The 17,447-nt window shown below is 61.7% G+C and carries 20 protein-coding genes; 11 read left to right on the top strand and 9 right to left on the bottom strand.

Annotation, left to right across the window (positions count from 1 at the left end; translation table 11 throughout):
• Position 1 precedes the first annotated feature (1 nt).
• A complete protein-coding gene (locus IEV58_RS08560) occupies positions 2–838 on the bottom strand; it encodes a phytanoyl-CoA dioxygenase family protein (protein ID WP_188409329.1) in 837 nt (278 codons plus the stop codon).
• The gene (locus tag IEV58_RS08555; RefSeq protein WP_188409328.1) at positions 835–1,527 is read right to left on the bottom strand and encodes a class I SAM-dependent methyltransferase; all 693 of its coding nucleotides are present in this window, start codon (positions 1,525–1,527) and stop codon (positions 835–837) included. Before IEV58_RS08555 ends, IEV58_RS08560 begins: the two co-directional genes overlap by 4 nt.
• Positions 1,528–1,706: 179 nt before the next feature.
• Here IEV58_RS08555 and IEV58_RS08550 point away from each other — a divergent pair, with 179 nt between their 5' ends.
• The 4 genes from IEV58_RS08550 to IEV58_RS08535 are packed head-to-tail and all read left to right on the top strand — an operon-like array spanning position 1,707 to position 3,756.
• Positions 1,707–2,411, top strand: a complete 705-nt coding sequence (locus IEV58_RS08550) for a class I SAM-dependent methyltransferase (protein ID WP_229729294.1) — start codon at positions 1,707–1,709, stop codon at positions 2,409–2,411.
• A gap of 49 nt (positions 2,412–2,460) precedes the next feature.
• Complete coding sequence (gene pgsA, locus IEV58_RS08545) at positions 2,461–3,057, top strand: CDP-diacylglycerol--glycerol-3-phosphate 3-phosphatidyltransferase (protein WP_188409326.1); 597 nt, start codon at positions 2,461–2,463, stop codon at positions 3,055–3,057.
• The gene (gene moaD / locus IEV58_RS08540; RefSeq protein WP_188409325.1) at positions 3,054–3,305 is read left to right on the top strand and encodes a molybdopterin converting factor subunit 1; all 252 of its coding nucleotides are present in this window, start codon (positions 3,054–3,056) and stop codon (positions 3,303–3,305) included. The genes pgsA and moaD overlap by 4 nt, the downstream gene beginning before the upstream one ends.
• Before the next feature lies 1 nt (position 3,306).
• Positions 3,307–3,756: a molybdenum cofactor biosynthesis protein MoaE gene (locus IEV58_RS08535; protein WP_188409324.1), complete on the top strand. Its 450-nt coding sequence runs from the start codon at positions 3,307–3,309 to the stop codon at positions 3,754–3,756.
• Here IEV58_RS08535 and IEV58_RS08530 read toward each other — a convergent pair.
• On the bottom strand, positions 3,742–4,647 hold the full coding sequence (locus IEV58_RS08530; protein ID WP_188409323.1) for an alpha/beta fold hydrolase: 906 nt from the start codon (positions 4,645–4,647) through the stop codon (positions 3,742–3,744). The genes IEV58_RS08535 and IEV58_RS08530 overlap by 15 nt on opposite strands.
• A 126-nt stretch (positions 4,648–4,773) precedes the next feature.
• On the bottom strand, positions 4,774–5,670 hold the full coding sequence (locus IEV58_RS08525; protein WP_188409322.1) for a branched-chain amino acid aminotransferase: 897 nt from the start codon (positions 5,668–5,670) through the stop codon (positions 4,774–4,776).
• 242 nt (positions 5,671–5,912) lie between these two features.
• On the opposite strand from IEV58_RS08525, the gene IEV58_RS08520 reads away from it, so the two are divergent.
• From IEV58_RS08520 to IEV58_RS08500, 5 genes are all read left to right on the top strand, one after another.
• Positions 5,913–6,419, top strand: coding sequence for a MarR family winged helix-turn-helix transcriptional regulator (locus tag IEV58_RS08520; protein ID WP_229729293.1), 507 nt, complete (start codon positions 5,913–5,915; stop codon positions 6,417–6,419).
• A gap of 3 nt (positions 6,420–6,422) precedes the next feature.
• Positions 6,423–7,121 carry a response regulator gene (locus IEV58_RS08515; RefSeq protein WP_188409321.1) on the top strand — a complete coding sequence of 233 codons (699 nt, stop codon included), beginning with the start codon at positions 6,423–6,425 and terminating at the stop codon, positions 7,119–7,121.
• Positions 7,118–8,494 carry an ATP-binding protein gene (locus IEV58_RS08510; RefSeq protein WP_188409320.1) on the top strand — a complete coding sequence of 459 codons (1,377 nt, stop codon included), beginning with the start codon at positions 7,118–7,120 and terminating at the stop codon, positions 8,492–8,494. The genes IEV58_RS08515 and IEV58_RS08510 overlap by 4 nt, the downstream gene beginning before the upstream one ends.
• 277 nt (positions 8,495–8,771) lie before the next feature.
• Complete coding sequence (locus IEV58_RS08505) at positions 8,772–9,563, top strand: carboxymuconolactone decarboxylase family protein (RefSeq protein ID WP_188409319.1); 792 nt, start codon at positions 8,772–8,774, stop codon at positions 9,561–9,563.
• Positions 9,564–9,585: 22 nt separating this feature from the next.
• On the top strand, positions 9,586–10,038 hold the full coding sequence (locus IEV58_RS08500; RefSeq protein WP_188409318.1) for a (R)-mandelonitrile lyase: 453 nt from the start codon (positions 9,586–9,588) through the stop codon (positions 10,036–10,038).
• A gap of 42 nt (positions 10,039–10,080) precedes the next feature.
• Here IEV58_RS08500 and IEV58_RS08495 read toward each other — a convergent pair whose 3' ends face one another.
• Both IEV58_RS08495 and IEV58_RS08490 read right to left on the bottom strand, forming a co-directional pair.
• Positions 10,081–10,974 carry a LysR family transcriptional regulator gene (locus IEV58_RS08495; RefSeq protein ID WP_188409317.1) on the bottom strand — a complete coding sequence of 298 codons (894 nt, stop codon included), beginning with the start codon at positions 10,972–10,974 and terminating at the stop codon, positions 10,081–10,083.
• 167 nt (positions 10,975–11,141) lie between these two features.
• Positions 11,142–12,257, bottom strand: coding sequence for an alpha/beta hydrolase (locus IEV58_RS08490; protein ID WP_188409316.1), 1,116 nt, complete (start codon positions 12,255–12,257; stop codon positions 11,142–11,144).
• Between the two features lie 453 nt (positions 12,258–12,710).
• Here IEV58_RS08490 and IEV58_RS08485 point away from each other — a divergent pair, with 453 nt between their 5' ends.
• Together IEV58_RS08485 and IEV58_RS08480 are read left to right on the top strand one after the other, a co-directional pair.
• Positions 12,711–13,799 carry an MFS transporter gene (locus tag IEV58_RS08485; protein ID WP_188409315.1) on the top strand — a complete coding sequence of 363 codons (1,089 nt, stop codon included), beginning with the start codon at positions 12,711–12,713 and terminating at the stop codon, positions 13,797–13,799.
• A gap of 201 nt (positions 13,800–14,000) precedes the next feature.
• On the top strand, positions 14,001–15,053 hold the full coding sequence (locus IEV58_RS08480; RefSeq protein WP_188409314.1) for an NAD(P)-dependent alcohol dehydrogenase: 1,053 nt from the start codon (positions 14,001–14,003) through the stop codon (positions 15,051–15,053).
• 52 nt (positions 15,054–15,105) lie between these two features.
• Here the strand turns inward: IEV58_RS08480 and IEV58_RS08475 are convergent, their stop codons facing one another.
• The 3 genes from IEV58_RS08475 to IEV58_RS08465 are packed head-to-tail and all read right to left on the bottom strand — an operon-like array spanning position 15,106 to position 17,299.
• Entirely contained in the window at positions 15,106–16,266 is a 1,161-nt protein-coding gene (locus IEV58_RS08475; protein ID WP_229729292.1) for a winged helix-turn-helix domain-containing protein, read from the bottom strand.
• A gap of 20 nt (positions 16,267–16,286) precedes the next feature.
• Positions 16,287–16,628, bottom strand: coding sequence for a tRNA-binding protein (locus IEV58_RS08470; protein ID WP_188409313.1), 342 nt, complete (start codon positions 16,626–16,628; stop codon positions 16,287–16,289).
• Positions 16,625–17,299 (bottom strand): TetR/AcrR family transcriptional regulator, encoded by a 675-nt coding sequence (locus tag IEV58_RS08465; protein ID WP_188409312.1) that lies wholly within the window; start codon positions 17,297–17,299, stop codon positions 16,625–16,627. Before IEV58_RS08465 ends, IEV58_RS08470 begins: the two co-directional genes overlap by 4 nt.
• Between the last annotated feature and the right edge of the window lie 148 nt (positions 17,300–17,447).

Raw genomic sequence — 17,447 nt, 5'->3', positions numbered from 1 at the left:
CTCAGTCGAACACCGGTTCCGTGGTCAGCGTTCCGGTTCGTTTCCCTTCATTTGCAGGCGGCGTACTGTTTAGGTGGAGAAGTTTTTGCACCTTGGGTGGAAGCGCTGTCAGCTGCTCGCGAGTCATATTTTCAGCGAAACGGAAATATGGCTTCATAAACCATGGGCCATACATGTTGAAAACGGACCAGCGGGAATCGTTAGTCGCGGCCCCGGCACGGTGCCAAAGCGCCGAGTCGAAGAAGATCACGGTACCGGCGTCAGCCTCCCATATCAGGTGATCCATCTCCGCATCGCGGCTTGGAGGCCGTTGATAGCGCAGGTGTGACTTCGGGACATAGCGCGTTGCGGAGTTGCCGGCGCGGAACGGCTCGAGCGCAACGACTGAGTAGAAGCTCATAGACGGCTGATAAAGCGTTCCTGTCGCAACGTTTGCAACGCGAGAATCAACATGCCAGCCTTCACCAGACGTCTTCTTTCCTTCCGGCAGGTCGGATCGGATGTGGGGATTACGTGCCGATGGCGAGACGAGAACATAATCTTTATCGATAAGTGCGGCCATCACCTCATCCATGAGAGGATGAGCAAACAAATCGAAAAGCTTCTCGTCGTGCAGGAAGTAGTTGTAGAGCACCTGGGTTGTGCGGGATCCAAAATAACCGCCGCTAGCCATCTGCTTCGAAACCGCCTTCTCAAGAATTTCACAGTAGTCGCGACATTGTTCAACTGAAAAGACGCCCGAAACCGCTGCGAATCCTTCTCGCCGCACCTCAGCAACGATCGCCTCTGAATCAAAACGAGCGCCCGGGCCTTTAAATGCTACTGCAGTCTCAATCATGCCGGTTCCTCAAAATTTTTCGCAGCTTCGGGCTTCACCGCCATTGCGAGGATAGATTTGGATTGGCCCTTCAAGAATTCGGGGATCATTGGGTTCTGCGACCAGCGAAACGGTATCACACGAGCCAATTCGAAAGCCAAGGGAATGGTCCACATCCAAGCCGGCTTGCATACAAGCCAAGGGACCACAGTTACCCGGTCAAAGCCCGCTCCCGTGAGCAGGAAGCGCATAGAGGCATCGGTGTATGGGTGCACATGTGTCGGATCGTTGAAGAAGATGCGGTAACTAAAACGCCAATTCGGTGTAACAAAAATTGCAGCACCGCCTGGCTTCAGGACGCGCATAATCTCATTCAGCATAACGTTTGGCGAACGGAGATGCTCGATCAGCGATACTCCGGTGACCGTGTCAAACGTATCGTCGTCGTGAGGAAGCCGATCTGTCTCGAAATTAATACCGTCCGTGACGTCGAGACCTACGGCATACAGCCCGCGCGACTGAGCGACCTTCACCAAGGCACCATCAGCAGTTCCGAGATCGAGCAGCGACTGCCCTGCGTTCAGGCCGGCTAGCCCTGCGTGCCGCCGCAACGCGTCGAAGGTCACGAATACTCGCTCTTTAAGCATGATCTGCCGAGCAGCATCGTACTTTTCAGATTTCAGAAGGGCGTTGAGATAAGTATGCGTCATAACAATATCTGTGATCCAGTCGCTCTAGCCGCAGACTAATCGGGCGCGTAGAACACAAACAAGTGGTATTTGACCGAGGAGCGATGTTTATCCTGCATCCTTTGCAGCTTCGAGGGATTGCGCATCGGGCAAGATATCAACCGGCAGGCTATCTATGATGAATGTGAGTGAGAAACCTATTGAGTGACAGCGCCGCCAAATTCGATCCCGCCCGCGCCGGCGAATACCAGGAACAAAGCCGTATCGCGCTGGCCGGCTATGATGCGTGTCATGAACTAGCGGCTGCGATTCTCGCCGCAGCGCTCGGAACTGGATCCAGGGCCCAGGTCCTGATCGTCGGCGCTGGCGGGGGTGCGCCGGAGATTTCCAACGCACACCGCCTGGAGCCGAACTGGCGATTCACGGCGGTGGACCCCTCCGCCGCCATGCTCGAGCTGACCCGGCAGCACTTGAACCAAGCCGGACTGGATGATTGTACCGAACTTCACCTCGGCCTTGTCGAGGATCTGCCAGAACAGTCAGCTTTCGACGCGGCGACGCTCATTGGGGTGCTCCATCACGTGCCAGGCGATGAGGCGAAAGTCGCGTTGCTGGCATCCATTGCCAAGCGGCTGAAGCCGGGCGCCCCGCTGATCCTCGCCGGCAATCGGCTTGTCTATCGGGAGCACCCGCTGCTGCTTGCCGCCTGGGGCAACCGATGGCGCATGACCGGCGCCACACCTGCGGAAGTGGAGGTCAAGCTCGGCAAGATCCTGCAGGGCGCCGACCCGCCCGCTGCTGAGAGCACGGTCTTCAATCTCCTGGCAGATGCGGGTTTCGAGCGGCCCTTGTCGTTCTTCAGCAGCCTGTTCTGGGGAGCATGGATCGCCTATCGGGCAGGATGAGATGTGAGAGAACATTGACGAACACTCGGCGCTGGTGTTCCGTCCGACCATGAGCGACGCACTGAAAGCCAGTCAGGCCCATGCATGGAGCCTGCCCAACATCCTGACCTACGCGCGCATCGCCACCATTCCCGTCGTGGTGGGCTGCGTCATCGCGGAGGATGAATCCCTGCGATGGGTGTCGCTCGGCCTCTATATCGCGGCGGCCATCACCGACTTTTTCGATGGTTATCTCGCCCGCGCCTGGGGCCAGCAATCCGCGCTGGGCCGCATGCTGGATCCCATCGCCGACAAGCTGCTGGTGGCTGCCTGCCTTCTCGCCTTCGCCGACGTCGGCACCATCGGAGGCTGGTCACTCTGGGCCGCTCTGGTGATTCTCAGCCGCGAGATTCTGGTGTCGGGCCTGCGCGAGTTCCTCGCGGAGCTGCGCGTCAGCGTGCCCGTGACAAAGCTGGCGAAGTGGAAAACGACAGCGCAGATGGTCGCCGTCGGCTTTCTGCTGGCGGGGCCTGCCGGCGATGCGATCATGCCGGGGGTGACCATTATCGGCCTGATCCTGCTGTGGATTTCCGCGGTGCTGACGCTTTACACAGGCTATGATTACTTTCGCGTCGGCCTCACCCACGTCTTCGAGCGTCGGCCGTGAAGCTGGTTTACTTCGCCTGGGTGCGCGAGCGCATCGGCCGCCCCGGCGAAGAGCTTGACCTGCCCGATGATCTGGTCACCGTTGCCGATCTCATCGGCTGGCTTAGCGAGCGAGGCGATGAATATGCCCACGCCTTCAAGCGCCCCGAGGTGATAAGGACCGCGCTCGACAAGCGCCACGCACCGCACGATGCACCGCTGGCGGGCGCGACCGAGGTCGCCTTCTTCCCGCCGATGACGGGGGGATGAGATGGATGTCCGCGTCCAGTCGGATCCCATAGACGTAGGCGCCGAGACCGCCCGCTTCTCTGCCGGACGGACCGATGTCGGCGCCGTCGTCACCTTCACCGGTCTTTGCCGCGATGAGGGTGGGCGCCTGACAGCGCTCCATATCGAACATTATCCAGGCATGGCAGAAGACGAGATCACCCGCGTCGCCGATGAGGCCCGCGAGCGTTTCAGTGTCGTCGATGTCACGGTTGTTCATCGCTTCGGCCGCATCCGGCCCGGAGAAACCATCGTCTTTGTCGCGACAGCCTCAGCCCACCGCGGCGATGCCTTCGCCGCGGCCGGCTTCATGATGGACTATCTGAAGACGCGCGCACCCTTCTGGAAGAAGGAGGAAGGCGCGGACGGCGCCTGGGTTGCGGCGTCAGATCGGGACGAAGGCGCCGCCGCGCGCTGGTCAGAGGAACTGTAGCAGCGCTTTCATCAGATCCTCCGGCGCCTCCTCCTGCGGACTGTGCCCGCAGTCGATCCCATGACCGCGGACATCGAGCGCCTTTTCCCGCCAGGTTTCCAGCACATCATAGAGCGCACCGACTGTGCCGCGTCCGCCCCACAGGGCCAACAGAGGCACATCGATGCGTTTTTCGAGGTCCGCACGATCGTGCTCGAGATCGATGGTCGCCGCCGCACGATAATCCTCACAGATGGCGTGGCGCGTCGCGGGATCGGCGTAGCAGCGGCGATATTCATCCATGACGCGCGGATCGCTGCTGCCGGGGACCTTGATCTGGCCCGTGATGTGACGATCGAGAAAATAATCGGGATCCGCCGCGATCAGCCGCTCCGGCAGGGGAAAGGGCTGGATCAGAAAGAACCACCAGAAGTACCGGCGCGCGAATTCCATGTCGGTACGCTCGTACATGGTGAGGGTGGGAGCGATGTCGAGAAGCGCGACTTTCTCCACCGCATCGGGATGATCCAGCACCAGGCGATGCGCCACACGCGCGCCGCGGTCATGTCCGACGAGGCGGAATCGCTCGTGGCCGAGCGCCTTCATCACCTTGACCTGGTCCTCCGCCATGGCCCGCTTGGAATAGTTCAGATGCCCCGGCCCGCCCTGCAGCTTGACGCTATCGCCGTAGCCACGCAGGTCCGTCAGCACCACCGAGAAGCCCTGCGCCAGCCGCGGCGCGACCTTGTGCCAGGTCAGATGGGTCTGCGGATGGCCATGGAGCATCAGGAGAGGACGCCCCTCGCCCGCGATGGCGGTGCGGATGCGGATACCGTCAACGGTGACATCGTGCCAGCGGAACCCCGGGAGAATGTCCTCGCGACCTTCGACCGCTTCCACCTTCGTCACCATGCCCTGCTCCCGCTGATTGTCTGATCACAAGGGTATGTGGCTCGGAGCGCAGCTGGCAACGGTGGTGGACGCAAAGAAAAAGCGCCGGGACGAAGCCCGGCGCTCGTTCATTCGCTTGCATAAGGGTCAGGCCGCTGCGGCGTCGCCCGTCTTGCGCTGGACCAGGGTCATGTAGTCGTCCATTAGCGTCTGCACGATGGTGCCGACTTCGAAGCGATAGGGCCCGATCTCGCCCACCGGAGTGACCTCGGCAGCCGTGCCGGTGATGAAGCACTGCTGGAAGCCTTCCAGCTCCTCCGGCTGGATCGCCCGTTCGACCACTTCGATGCCGCGCGCCTTTGCAAGGCCGATGACCGTGCGGCGCGTGATGCCATCAAGGAAGCAATCCGGCGTCGGCGTATGGATCACGCCGTCCTTGACGAAAAAGACGTTGGCGCCGGTGCATTCGGCAACCTGGCCGCGCCAGTCGAGCATAAGGGCATCGGCATAGCCCTTCTTCTCGGCGGCATGCTTGGAGAGCGTGCAGATCATGTAGAGGCCGGCCGCCTTGGACTTGGAGGGGGCCGTCTTCGGATCGGGGCGCCGCCACTCGGCAATGTCGAGCCGGAGGCCCTTGAGGCGCTGCGCCGGGTCGAAATAGCTCGGCCATTCCCAGGCCGCGATGGCCAGGTGGATGGTGTTGTTCTGCGCAGAGACGCCCATCATCTCGCTGCCGCGCCAGGCGATCGGACGCAGATAGGCGTTCTGGAAGCCCTGCTTCTCCAGCACGAGGTTGGTGGCCGCGTTGATTTCATCAAGCGAATAGGGAATGTCAAAGCCGAGGATCTTCCCGCTGTCGATCAGGCGCTGGCTGTGCTCGTTGAGCTTGAACACGGTGCCATTGTAGGCGCGCTCACCCTCGAACACGGCGCTGGCATAGTGCAGGCCGTGGGTGAGCACATGAACCTCGGCATCGGTCCAGGGAACCAGCTTGCCATCCATCCAGATGACACCGTCGCGTTTATCGAAAGGCTCTCCGGCCATGACTTTCCTCCTGAAGCAGCCGCTGCTGGACGCCTGGCCGCTTTACGTTCCACCGCTCTATCGTTTTGCCTCGCGCGGCGAGAGCCGTTATCTTCCACATCCCGAGGGCGTGCTTCAAATAAAAACGCGTTGTGAGCTTTAAAACCGACTGCACGCACACACGTTTCGCGAAACAGGCCGATCGGATAACAAAGTTGCCGAGATAAGTCAACATAGCTGACATAATTACCCTGGAAGCGCCCTTGTCATATCCTTCTGATCAAGACCCGATTTCGCAGCCCACCTACGAGATCATCGAGTTGCTCTTTTTCGGCTATCGCGATTTCATCCGCGGCCCGGATTGCATCCTTGATCGCTACGGTTTCGGCCGAGCCCATCATCGCGTGCTGCATTTCGTCAACCGTCACCCGGGCCTCAAGGTCACGGAGCTGCTCGACATCCTCAAGATCACCAAGCAAAGCCTCGGCCGCGTGCTGCGCGACGTGGTGGATCAGGGCTTCGTGGAAAGCAGGCTCGGCACGATGGATCGGCGCCAGCGCCTGCTCTACGTCACGGACAAGGGCTCAAAGCTCGCCATGGAACTGGCACAGCTCCAGGCGCGCCAGATCGAAAGCGCCCTCGCCGCCATGCCCGCCGGCAGCCAGGAGCAGATCAAGACATTCCTGCTTGGCATGGTCGCCAATGACGACCGAGAGGCTGTGCGTCAGCGCATGTCCCGGGTCGCCCAGCTCGAACCGGCGGAGGTGTGACGCATGGCTCTCGCCAAGCGTAACCTTCCGGACGATGCGCCACACATCCTTGTGGTGGATGACGACAGCCGTATTCGCACGCTTCTCTCGCGTTTTCTCAACGACAACGGTTATCGCGTCACCGGTGCCGGCTCGGCCGCCGAAGCCCGCCTCCGATTGGAGGGACTCGCCTTCGACCTCATCGTGCTCGACGTGATGATGCCGGGCGAAAGCGGGCTCGACCTGGCACGGGATCTCAAGAGCCGGTCCCATCTGCCCATCCTGATGCTCACCGCCCTCGCCGAGCCGGACGCACGCGTCACCGGCCTCGAAACCGGCGTCGACGACTATGTTCCGAAGCCGTTCGAGCCGCGCGAACTTCTCCTGCGCGTCGGCAACATTTTGCGGCGCTCGGGGCCATCACGCACCACTGACGCCGTGCGATTTGGTCCCTTCACGTTCGATCCCGGCCGCGGCGACCTGCGTCAGGGCAGCGAATTGATCCGTCTCACGGAACGTGAACGCGAGCTTCTGAAGATCCTGGCGGCCAAGCAGGGAGATACGGTGCCGCGGCTCGTCCTGGTCGGTTCCGATGCCGCCGGCGAACGGGCGGTCGATGTCCAGATCAACCGTCTGCGCCGCAAGATCGAAACCGATCCCGCCAATCCCACCTACCTTCAGACCGTGCGCGGCGTCGGCTATCGCCTGCTCGTGGATCTATGAGCATCGTCGACCTTGATCGCGTGACACGGATCGGACGGCTCATGCTGCGTGCGCCCGGGCGCACCCTCAGCGTCTTCGGCCGTGCTCTGCCGAAGGGTCTTTACGCCCGCTCGCTGCTGATCATCGTCGTGCCCATGGTGCTCCTGCAATCGGTGGTGGCCTTCGTCTTCATGGAACGCCACTGGCAGACCGTGACGCAAAGATTGTCCGCCGCCGTGTCCCGTGACATCGCAGCCGTGGTCGATTTCTACCGCGCTCATCCAGATGACGAGGACACGCTACGGCGCATCGCCGCCGAGTCACTGGAGCTGATCGTGGAGGTCATGCCGCCGGGGCCTTTCCCGCCGCTGGCGCAGAAGCCGTTCTTTTCGCTCCTTGACGAGGCCCTGTCCGTCGAACTGAGCCGCCGCATCGAACAGCCGTTCTGGATCGACACCGTCGGCCGATCCTCCTTGATCGAAATCCGGGTGCGCGTCGACGACGCCGTGCTGCGCATCCTGACGCGGCGCAATCAAGCCTATGCCTCCAATTCCCACATTTTCCTCGTCTGGATGGTCGGCACTTCACTGGTTCTGCTGATCGTGGCCATCCTCTTCCTGCGCAATCAGATTCGCCCCATTCAGGCTTTGGCCGATGCCGCGGAGAGCTTCGGCAAGGGGCGCAAGCTTCCCGATTTCCGGCCCCGCGGTGCCCGGGAGGTTAGACGGGCGGCATACGCCTTTATCGAGATGCGGGACCGCATCGAGCGGCAGATCGAACAGCGCACCGCCATGCTGGCCGGCGTCAGCCATGATCTGCGCACCATACTGACGCGCTTCAAGCTGGAGATCGCCCTTCTGGGCGAAGGCGAGGAAACGCGGGAACTTGCCCGCGACGTCGACGAGATGACACGCATGCTTGAGGCCTATCTGGCCTTCGCTCGCGGCGACTCCGGCGAGATCGCGCAGCCGACGGACGTTCCCGCGCTGCTGGAGGAGTTGAAGGTGGATGCCGAGCGCCATGGCAACGCCATCGAGACTGCCTTCTTCGGCGCGGAACTTGCGACCATACGGCCGGATGCCTTCAAACGCTGCCTTGCAAATCTCATCGGCAATGCCAGCCGTTTTGGCCGACGCATCATCGTGACCGCGACGCATGGGCCGCGCCATCTGACGGTTACGGTGGACGATGATGGGCCGGGCATCGCCCCGGAAGACCGTGAGACGGTGTTCCGCCCCTTCCTGCGCCTCGATCATGCGCGCAATCAGGATTATGCCGGAACAGGCCTCGGTCTTGCCATCGCGCGCGACGTCGCCCGCGGGCACGGCGGCGATGTCACCTTGGGCGAGAGCCCTCTGGGAGGCCTGCGGGCGACGGTGCGTGTGCCCGCATAATTAAGCTACTAATGCACCAACACGTTAGCAGCAAAACGTGAATCAGTTTTGCAGGCCGATTGCCGCTTAAAGCCTCTTGATCTCCCACATGATCCGCCTCTGCCATTGGTGAGCCAGCCTCATAGCTCCTATCGATTTGTACAAGCTAATCATGAGTGCAAGGTGGCGGGTAGTATGAGCCATGACAGGCAAGGCCGCCAGAAACGACGCCCCTTTCAGTCATAACGGCCTGTCGGTCGCTCCTGCTCGGCACGCCATCGATTGCTGGAGTGTTTGCATGAGATTACTCGCCGCGACGTTGCTGACCGCTGCCATGGCTGCGCCTTCATCCGCGCAGGACCGAGCCGGACACCAATCCCTGCCATCCACTCGACAGCCGCAGTCAGAGGCCGATGTTAACGCCGTTTCGCCTGCTCTCTCCGGCTACATGAGCGAGGCAATCGATGGTGATCTTTGGCAGCGGCCGCAGCTTACGCCGCGAGACCGAAGCATCGTCACGCTGGCTGTGCTGATTGCCAGAAACCAGACCATTGATCTTCCGCTCCATCTCCGCCGGGCGCTCGACAATGCTGTCACGCCGCGAGAGATCTCGGAGATCATCACCCATCTGGCTTTCTACTCCGGGCTCGGGAACGCAAACGCCGCTGTTCCCCTGGCGAAAGACGCTTTCGTCGAGCGCGGCATCGGTGCCGAGCAGCTGCCGCCGGCATCACTGCAGCTGCTGCCGATCGACGAAGCGGCGGAGGCCCAGCGTGCCGCAATCGTCGAAAAGAGCGTGGGACCTGTTTCCCCGGGGCTGGTGAAGTTCACGGAGGATGTTTTGTTCAAGGATCTCTGGCTCCGTCCTGACCTCGCCCCGCGCGACCGCAGCCTGATTACGGTCGCAACTCTCATTGCCAACGGACAGGTGGCGCAGATGCCATTCCATCTGAACAAGGCAATGGATAACGGCCTCACCCTCGAGCAGGCCGGCGAGGTCACTGCGCATGTCGCCTTCTATGCCGGCTGGCCGAACGCCTTCTCCGCCGTGCCCGTCGCGGCCGAAGTCCTCAAGAGCCGCGGCAACTAACGCTTCGTCGAAAGGAAGAAATATGAAGAGGCTTCTGGCGCCCACATTGACCGCGCTCACGCTGTCCAGCCCCACCCTGTCCCATGCGCAGAGCATTCAGGTCACGCCTGGCGGCTCAACGCCCTCTGCGATCGGCTCTGCGGAGAATTTCTCGGGTCATGTCGTTGTCGATCTCCTCGGCCCCGCGGGCACGCAGACTGGCGCCGCCACAGGTCTCGTGACATTCGCGCCCGAAGCCCGCACCGCTTGGCATAGCCATCCGGCCGGACAATTGCTGATGGTCACCACCGGCGCTGGCTGGGTCCAGCAGGAAGGGCAGCCGCGCCAGGACATCAAATCCGGGGATTCGGTGTGGATTCCCGCTGGTGTAAAGCACTGGCATGGCGCAACCGACACAAACGGCATGAGCCATATCGTTGTCACCTACATCCTGGACGGAAAGAATGCCGATTGGATGGAGCTGGTGAGCGATTAGGAATATGAGCCTGAATGATGCCGGCCTGAGGGATCGCTCGCGTCACTCGCGGTGGCGCAGCGCCTCCACCAGTGCGACGAACGCGGGAGAGGATTGGCGCCGGCTCGGATAGTAGAGATAGAACCCGTCCCAATGCGGACACCAGCTCTCAAGAACCCGCTTAAGACGGCCTTCTGCAATGTGAGGCCGCGCGATTTCTTCCGGTACGTAAGCGAGTCCAAAACCGGCCACTGCCGCGTCCAGCACGTGGAAGATGTTGTTGAAGGCGAGCTGGCCGTCGACACGGATCCGGACCTCACGGCCGTCCTTTTCGAAGTCCCAGGCCCAGAGGCCACCAGAACTCGAAAAGCGATAGTTGATACAGGTGTGCTGCATAAGCTCTTGCGGCGTTTCAGGCTCGGGTCGGTCCGCAAGGTAAGACCCGGCACCGACAACGGCGAACCGGAAGTCTGGACCGATGCGCGCGCAAATCATGTCCTTGGCCAGTTGCTCGCCCATGCGCACGCCGGCGTCGTAACGCTCGGTGACAATGTCGGTGAGGCCATTGTCGAGCATGACCTCGACCCTGATGTCGGGATACTTCGGGAGAAAGCTCTGCAGCTTGGGCCACAGAACGCTGCTGATTGCGTAGTCCGATGCAGTGATCCGGATGGTGCCGGCCGGTTTTTCCCTAAGTTCGTTCAGAGCATCGAGCTGTACCTCAATCTCGTCGAAATGTGGGCCGATGCCCGCCAGCAGGCGCTCGCCGGCCTCGGTCGGAGAGACGGCGCGCGTGGTGCGCGTGAGCAACCGTACGCCTAGCCTTGCCTCGAGCTGCCGAACGGTATGGCTCAAAGCCGATTGAGAGACCCCAAGCTTGGCGGCGGCTTTGGTGAAACTGCGTTCCCGGGCGACAGCCAGAAAGACCAAGAGATCATTGATGTTTTCGCGCGCCACTCCGGCACCCTCCGATGAGCAGATTATAGTCGGCCGCCGACCGTAAGCCATGACCGCCTGCGGGTCAGGCCGTGGGCGCACCGTCCGAAAAAAGCGACCCGGCAAGCCCCACAGTACTGGGACTTGCCGGGCGCGTTAGGACTGCCTTCTGATGATGCAAGCTTCGTCTATGCGGAGAGACTCTGGTCGAAGAAGGACTGAAGCTTGTTGAAGGGGATGAGGTTCACCCGATCGTAGAGATCGACGTGACCGGCGCCGGGAACAACGACCAACTCTTTCGGCTCGGCTGCCAGCCTGTAGGCCTCTTCGCTGAATTCACGGGAGTGAGCCACGTCACCGGTGATGAAAAGCATCGGACGGGGTGAAATGGTCTCAATGTCATTGAACGGGTAGAAGTTCATGAATTTGACGTTGCTGGTCAACGTCGGATGCGTCGTCAGCAGGGGCGATTGACCGTGAGGCGTGAACTCGCCCCTCGGCGTGCGGTAGAAGTCATAAAACTCGCGCTCGATGGCAGTGGAGCTTTCAGTCAGTTCGTGCACCGACCCGCTGGTGTACTGGGTCTGCCCGCCGGTGAACTCGGCATAACGCTGCTCGGCTGCCGCGGCGATCGCCTTCTTCCGCTGCTCGACCGACTGTGATTGCCTCAGGCCGCTGCGATTGGCTGCGCCCATGTCGTACATGCTGACGGTGGCGACGGCCTTCATGCGCGGGTCGATCTTGGCCGCGCTGATCACAAAGCTGCCGCTGCCGCAGATGCCGATGGCTCCGATCCGGTTCCTGTCGACGAACGGCCGTGTACCGAGGAAATCGACGCCCGCGCTGAAGGCTTCGGCATAGATATCCGGCGAAACAAGATTGCGCGGCTGACCGTCGCTCTCGCCCCAGAAGGGCAAGTCAATGGACATCGCGATGAAGCCTCGCTCGGCCATCTTCGTGGCGTAAAGAGTTGCGCTCTGCTCTTTCACAGCCCCCATCGGGTGCCCGACGATGATCGCCGGTTTCGCCTGTGTCCGGTCAAGGTCTTTTGGCGTGAAGAGATTGCCGGCCACCTTCATCTCGTACTGGTTCTTGAATGTAACCTTCTCCAAGATCACGCTGTCGCTGACATAGAAGTTGGCGGCCCCGTTGGACATGTCCTGAGCCCTGGCAGAGGGGGCATGAAGGATTGCTCCCGCGCCGAGAGCGGCGATGCCCCCCGCCGTGATCCTCAAGAGATCCCGCCGGCCAAGATCCAGCCCCTCGCGATCAATTCCGTCGGTCGTGCCCTTGCGCTTGTTCATATCCAATCTCCTGTGACCTACTCCCCCTCTTACTCACAGATCGCTCGATCCGGGGTGTCAGGTTCGTGATGCTGATCGGAATGTAAAAGCTTGGCCCGCGGTGTATTAGCCTGCGTAATCTGCTTGTGGTTATGAGCCATGCTCATCAATCATCCAATGCAGAAGGCTGTCCGTGCCTACTAATGAGCGGACCTCATAATTGCATGCGATCGTGCGCCGCTAATTGCTGACGGCGCCCTCGGCTATCTCCTCCTGACAAACCACGTTCGACGGAACCTGACCTCCTTCGCCGGTACAGGCGCTGATGAGGTCAGGTGCCGCATCACAGCTGCAGGTGGACCAAAAGGTGATACAGGTTTCGTCAGAAGAAAGAGCGGCCGAAGACAGGCCGGCCGCTTGGGGCGCGATATTTGCGCTCTCCCTCGGCGCCTCGCACTGGTGGCATCGGAATTCATGCCGGTCAGCTTGCTGACGCCCATCGCGACCGATCTTCACGTCAGCGAGGGACAGGCCGGACAGGCCATTTCCGTGTCCGGAGCCTTTGCGGTGCTGGCGAGCCTTCTCATCTCGCCCCTCGCGGGCCGACGCGACCGGAGAATCCTGCTGCTGTCGCTGACCGGGCTGATGATGCTCTCGGGCGCCATTGTCGCCCTCGCCCCGAACTACGCGACGTTCATGGTCGGTCGGGCCCTGATCGGCATCGTCATCGGCGGCTTCTGGTCACTGTCCGCTGCCACGGCGATGCGCCTTGTGCCGGAGGACCAGGTGCCGCGGGCTCTGGCGATCTTCAATGGTGGGAATGCACTTGCGACAGTCGTCGCGGCTCCTCTCGGAAGCTTCCTCGGGGGATTGGTCGGCTGGCGCGGAGCCTTCTTCTGTCTCGTTCCGGTCGCTGTGGTCGTTTTCCTATGGCAGCTGAAGACCCTTCCCTCCATGAAACCGGAACCGCGATCGCGCTCAAATAACCTCTTGAAGCTTTTGAAGCAGCCCGTCGTCGCTCTGGGCTTGGTGGCCGTCAGCCTGTTTTTCATGGGCCAGTTCGCACTGTTCACCTATCTGCGGCCATTCCTTGAAGCAGCCGCCCACGTAGACGTCCCGATATTGTCGCTCCTGCTCCTGCTGATGGGTGTGACCGGCTTCATCGGCACGATCTTGATCGGGTCATTTCTGACGAGCCGCCTCTACCAGACGTTGATCGCTTTGCCGGTACTGATGGCGGCGATCGCCTCAGCTCTTGCTCTTTCCGACGGCTGGATCATCGCCGTAGCACCGCTGCTCGGCTTCTGGGGCCTGTTCGCCACCTCGGCGCCGGTCGGCTGGTGGACCTGGCTTTCGCAAACGCTTCCTGAAGATGCCGAAGCAGGCGGCGGACTCATGGTGGCTGTCGTCCAGCTTGCGATCACGTCCGGTGCTGTCGTCGGCGGGATCCTGTTCGACACGATCGGCTATCAGATGACCTTCGGCGCGAGCGCGGTTCTGCTTGTTGCTGCGGCGCTTTTCGCGATCCTGACTCGCCAGACTGTTGGAAGCCAGCCCGCCTGACCGGCATCACCATGCGGGCAGATGGAACCGGCACCGATGTCAGCAAACTTGATAGGCGTGCACCCGTCATCAATCATGAGAACAGCTCATGATACCAAGCGAATTCCAGGAGCTAATCTCGCGAAAAGCGACAGGTTAAAATCGCTGGCGAGCCGCCCCGGCGCCTCACAGCTTCACCGATCGTTAGAAGGAGTGCCCTCGATGACCGTCAAGGCATACGGCACCTACGCTGCCGACAAACCACTCGAGCCATTGGCGATCACCCGCCGGGCTCCCGGTCCGCGGGATGTCCAGATCGAGATCGCCTATTGCGGCATATGTCATTCCGATCTGCATCAGGCACGTGCGGAATGGGCCGGCACCCAATGGCCCTGCGTTCCAGGCCACGAGATTGTCGGCCGTGTCTCAGCGGTCGGTGGAAGTGTTTCGGGCTTCCGCGAGGGCGATCTCGTCGGCATTGGCTGCATCGTCGACAGCTGCAGGAGCTGCTTTGAATGCGACGACGGCCTGGAGAACTACTGTGACCATATGATCGGGACCTACAACTTCCCGACACCCGACGCGCCGGGCCATACCCTTGGCGGCTATTCACAGCGGATCGTTGTGCATGAGCGCTATGTGCTGCGGATCGCGCATCCGGAGGAGCAGCTCGCGTCGGTCGCGCCGCTGCTGTGCGCGGGCATCACCACCTACTCGCCGCTCCGGCACTGGAGGGCCGGCCCGGGCAAGAAGGTCGGTATCGTCGGCATCGGCGGTCTCGGCCATATGGGCATCAAGCTTGCCCATGCCATGGGGGCGCATGTGGTTGCCTTCACCACTTCGGAATCGAAGCGCGAAGACGCCCGAACCCTCGGCGCCGATGAAGTCGCCGTGTCTAGAAATGAAGAGGAGATGGCGGCGCACACGCAAAGCTTCGACCTCATCGTGAACACCGTGGCTGCCCCGCATGATCTCGATGCCTTTACTGCCCTTCTGAAACGCGATGGGACGATGACACTCGTTGGCGCGCCGGCCTCGCCGCACCCCTCTCCCAACGTCATGAACCTCATCACCAAGCGGCGGTCGATCGCCGGCTCCATGATCGGCGGCATTCCGGAGACCCAGGAGATGCTCGACTTCTGCGCCAAGCACGGCATCGTCGCCGATATCGAGATGATCAAGGCGGACGGGATCAACGAGGCCTACGAGCGCATGCTTAAAGGCGACGTGAAATACCGGTTCGTGATCGACAATGCCTCCCTGGCCGCGGGCTAAGGGTCGACGGAGAAAATGGCCTGATCTCAAAGAGGTAGGCGCGCCTTATGACTCAACGTCTGAAACCGGAGAACTGATCGAGCTCCAGCCACTTGGCCAGCAGAGCCAGTTCGGCCGCAAGCTCATCCATGGTCTCCGGCGGTGCGTCCGGCTCTTGATGGACGGCATGGACCAGAAGCCGGCCAGTCTGCCTGTCAGCCTTCAGATCCACGCGGGCAACCAGGCGGTCGTTCAGCAGAAACGGCAGCACATAGTACCCGTGCTGCCGTTTCTCGGCAGGCGTGTAGATCTCGATGCGATAGTAGAACGCGAAGAGCCGATGAGCCCGTTTGCGTTCCCAGACCAGCGGATCGAAAGGCGCCAGCAGCGCGCGCGTTTCGATCCGTCGCGGGCAGCGGGCGTCGCGGTGGAGGAAGGCCGCCGGCCAATGCGGAATTTTGACCGGCTGCAGCGTGCCGTCCTCGACCAGCGTCACGAGCGCGGCCCTGGCGTCTTCCGGCCCGAGGCGGAAATAATCCCTGAGTTCGCCGATTGTTGCCACTCCAAGCGCGCGGGCGGATCGCTCGATCAGAAACCGATGAGCTTCGGCCTCCCCCGGCGTCGGTGAGGAAAGGACGGCCGACGGGATCACGCGCTCTGTGAGATCATAGACGCGCTCGAAACTGCGGCGGCGCGTGGCGGTGGTGAGATGGCCGGCATAAAACAGCCACTCCAGTATGCGCTTGTGCTCGCTCCACTCCCACCAGCCGGGCCGGCTGCTTTCAAAATCGGAGGCCGCCATCGGCCCTTCCTCGCGGATGCGGGCGAGCACCGCCATGGCTTCCGCTCTTCGCTCATTGGCGAAAACCCTCATGCGGCCGTAACCGGCCTCGCCTCGATCGGCGCGAGCCATGCGCCACCGCAGGGCCGGATGAAGCTCAAGCGGCAGCAGCGATGCCTCATGTGCCCAATATTCGAACAGGCGCCGCTCGCGTTGCCGGCCCCAGGCGGCACGATCCAGAAGTGACCGATCGTAGTTTCCCAGGCGAGAGAAGGCAGGCAGATAGTGAGCCCGGGCAAGGACATTGACGCTGTCGATCTGATGCAGTCCAAGCTGCTCGATTGTCCGCCGCAGGTGGCCCTGGTTCACCTGCACTGGTCTTGGCTTGCCGAAGCCTTGCGCCGCCAGCGCGATGCGGCGCGCCTGTTCGGGGCTGATATGCTCAATCATCATGGAATGCGCCGCGATCGCCGCTAGAACAACCGCCCGCCCAGCGGCACTTCCTGCTGCGGTTGCAGCAGGACCACTTCGCCATCGGCATCGGGAACGCCGAGGGTCAGCACCTCCGACATGAACGGGCCGATCTGGCGCGGCGGGAAATTCACGACGGCCAGCACCTGCCGGCCAATGAGTTCTTCCGGCGTGTAATGCCGTGCGATCTGCGCGGACGACTTCTTGACGCCAATCTTGGACCCAAAGTCGATCTTCAGCTTGATTGCCGGCTTGCGCGCTTCGGGAAAGGGTAAGGCTTCAACGACGACACCGACGCGGATATCGACCTTGAGAAAATCATCGAAACTGATCGGCTCGCTCATATGGCGTTGGCTTCCGACAGTTCCTCACCCGGGGCCGACCTGTCGCGGCGCGATGAGCCGCAGCAGAAGGCCCGAAGCGGTGCCGTCAGCTGGCGCAGTCCGTTGGCGGCTTCAGCAAGCCGTTCCAACCTGCCGAGCTGCTCATCCAGGATGCGCAGGGTCCGGTCATGTCCCGGGTCCAGGTCCTCAGCCCACGCATCGAGGACCGATGAAAACGCACAGGCAAGCACCTGCGCCTTGGTGGCGCCCAGCGCTCCGGTTTCAGTCACGCCGGCGGCGGCCAGCGTCCATTGGTGCGAAGTGACGGAAAGCTGATTCCAGGCCTTTGCCGCGAAGGGATCGTAGCGCAATCCGCGACGCAGGCGCCTGATTGCCGCCTTGTGGGGCTCCATGGCATCGAGCCGCCGCATGAGAAGGTCGAACAGACGCTCCCGCACCGGCTGATCGGCGAGATCCGAACTGTCGTCCTTGAGCACTGCGAGATCGATCCGTTTGACGTAAGCGCCGAGGATGGCCCCGGTGGACGGATAGGCCGCACGCAGATCCGCCAGTGAGACCTCCGCCTCGCGAGCGACATCGGCGAGCGAGATTTCGCCCCAGTCGCGCCGGGCGAGCACTGTCATTAGCGCGTCGATCGCCTTGTCGTGGATGGTCGGCTTTGCCTGGGCCATAACGTCCTCCTTGCCTTTCGGTCACCTTACAAAGGTAGGCGGGTCAGCTTCAGATGCAAAGGGCGGAGATCATGACGTGAGGTGCGGGCGACCGCGTCCTGCAGCGAAAGAAGCCATTCCTCGGGGAAGGATTGATGACTTCAACGGC

The organism is Agaricicola taiwanensis (assembly GCF_014635245.1).
Taxonomy (GTDB): Bacteria; Pseudomonadota; Alphaproteobacteria; order Rhizobiales; family Methylopilaceae; genus Agaricicola; species Agaricicola taiwanensis.
The sequence above is the reverse complement of the archived record's forward strand: the minus strand, read 5'-3'. Positions and strand labels throughout refer to the sequence as shown.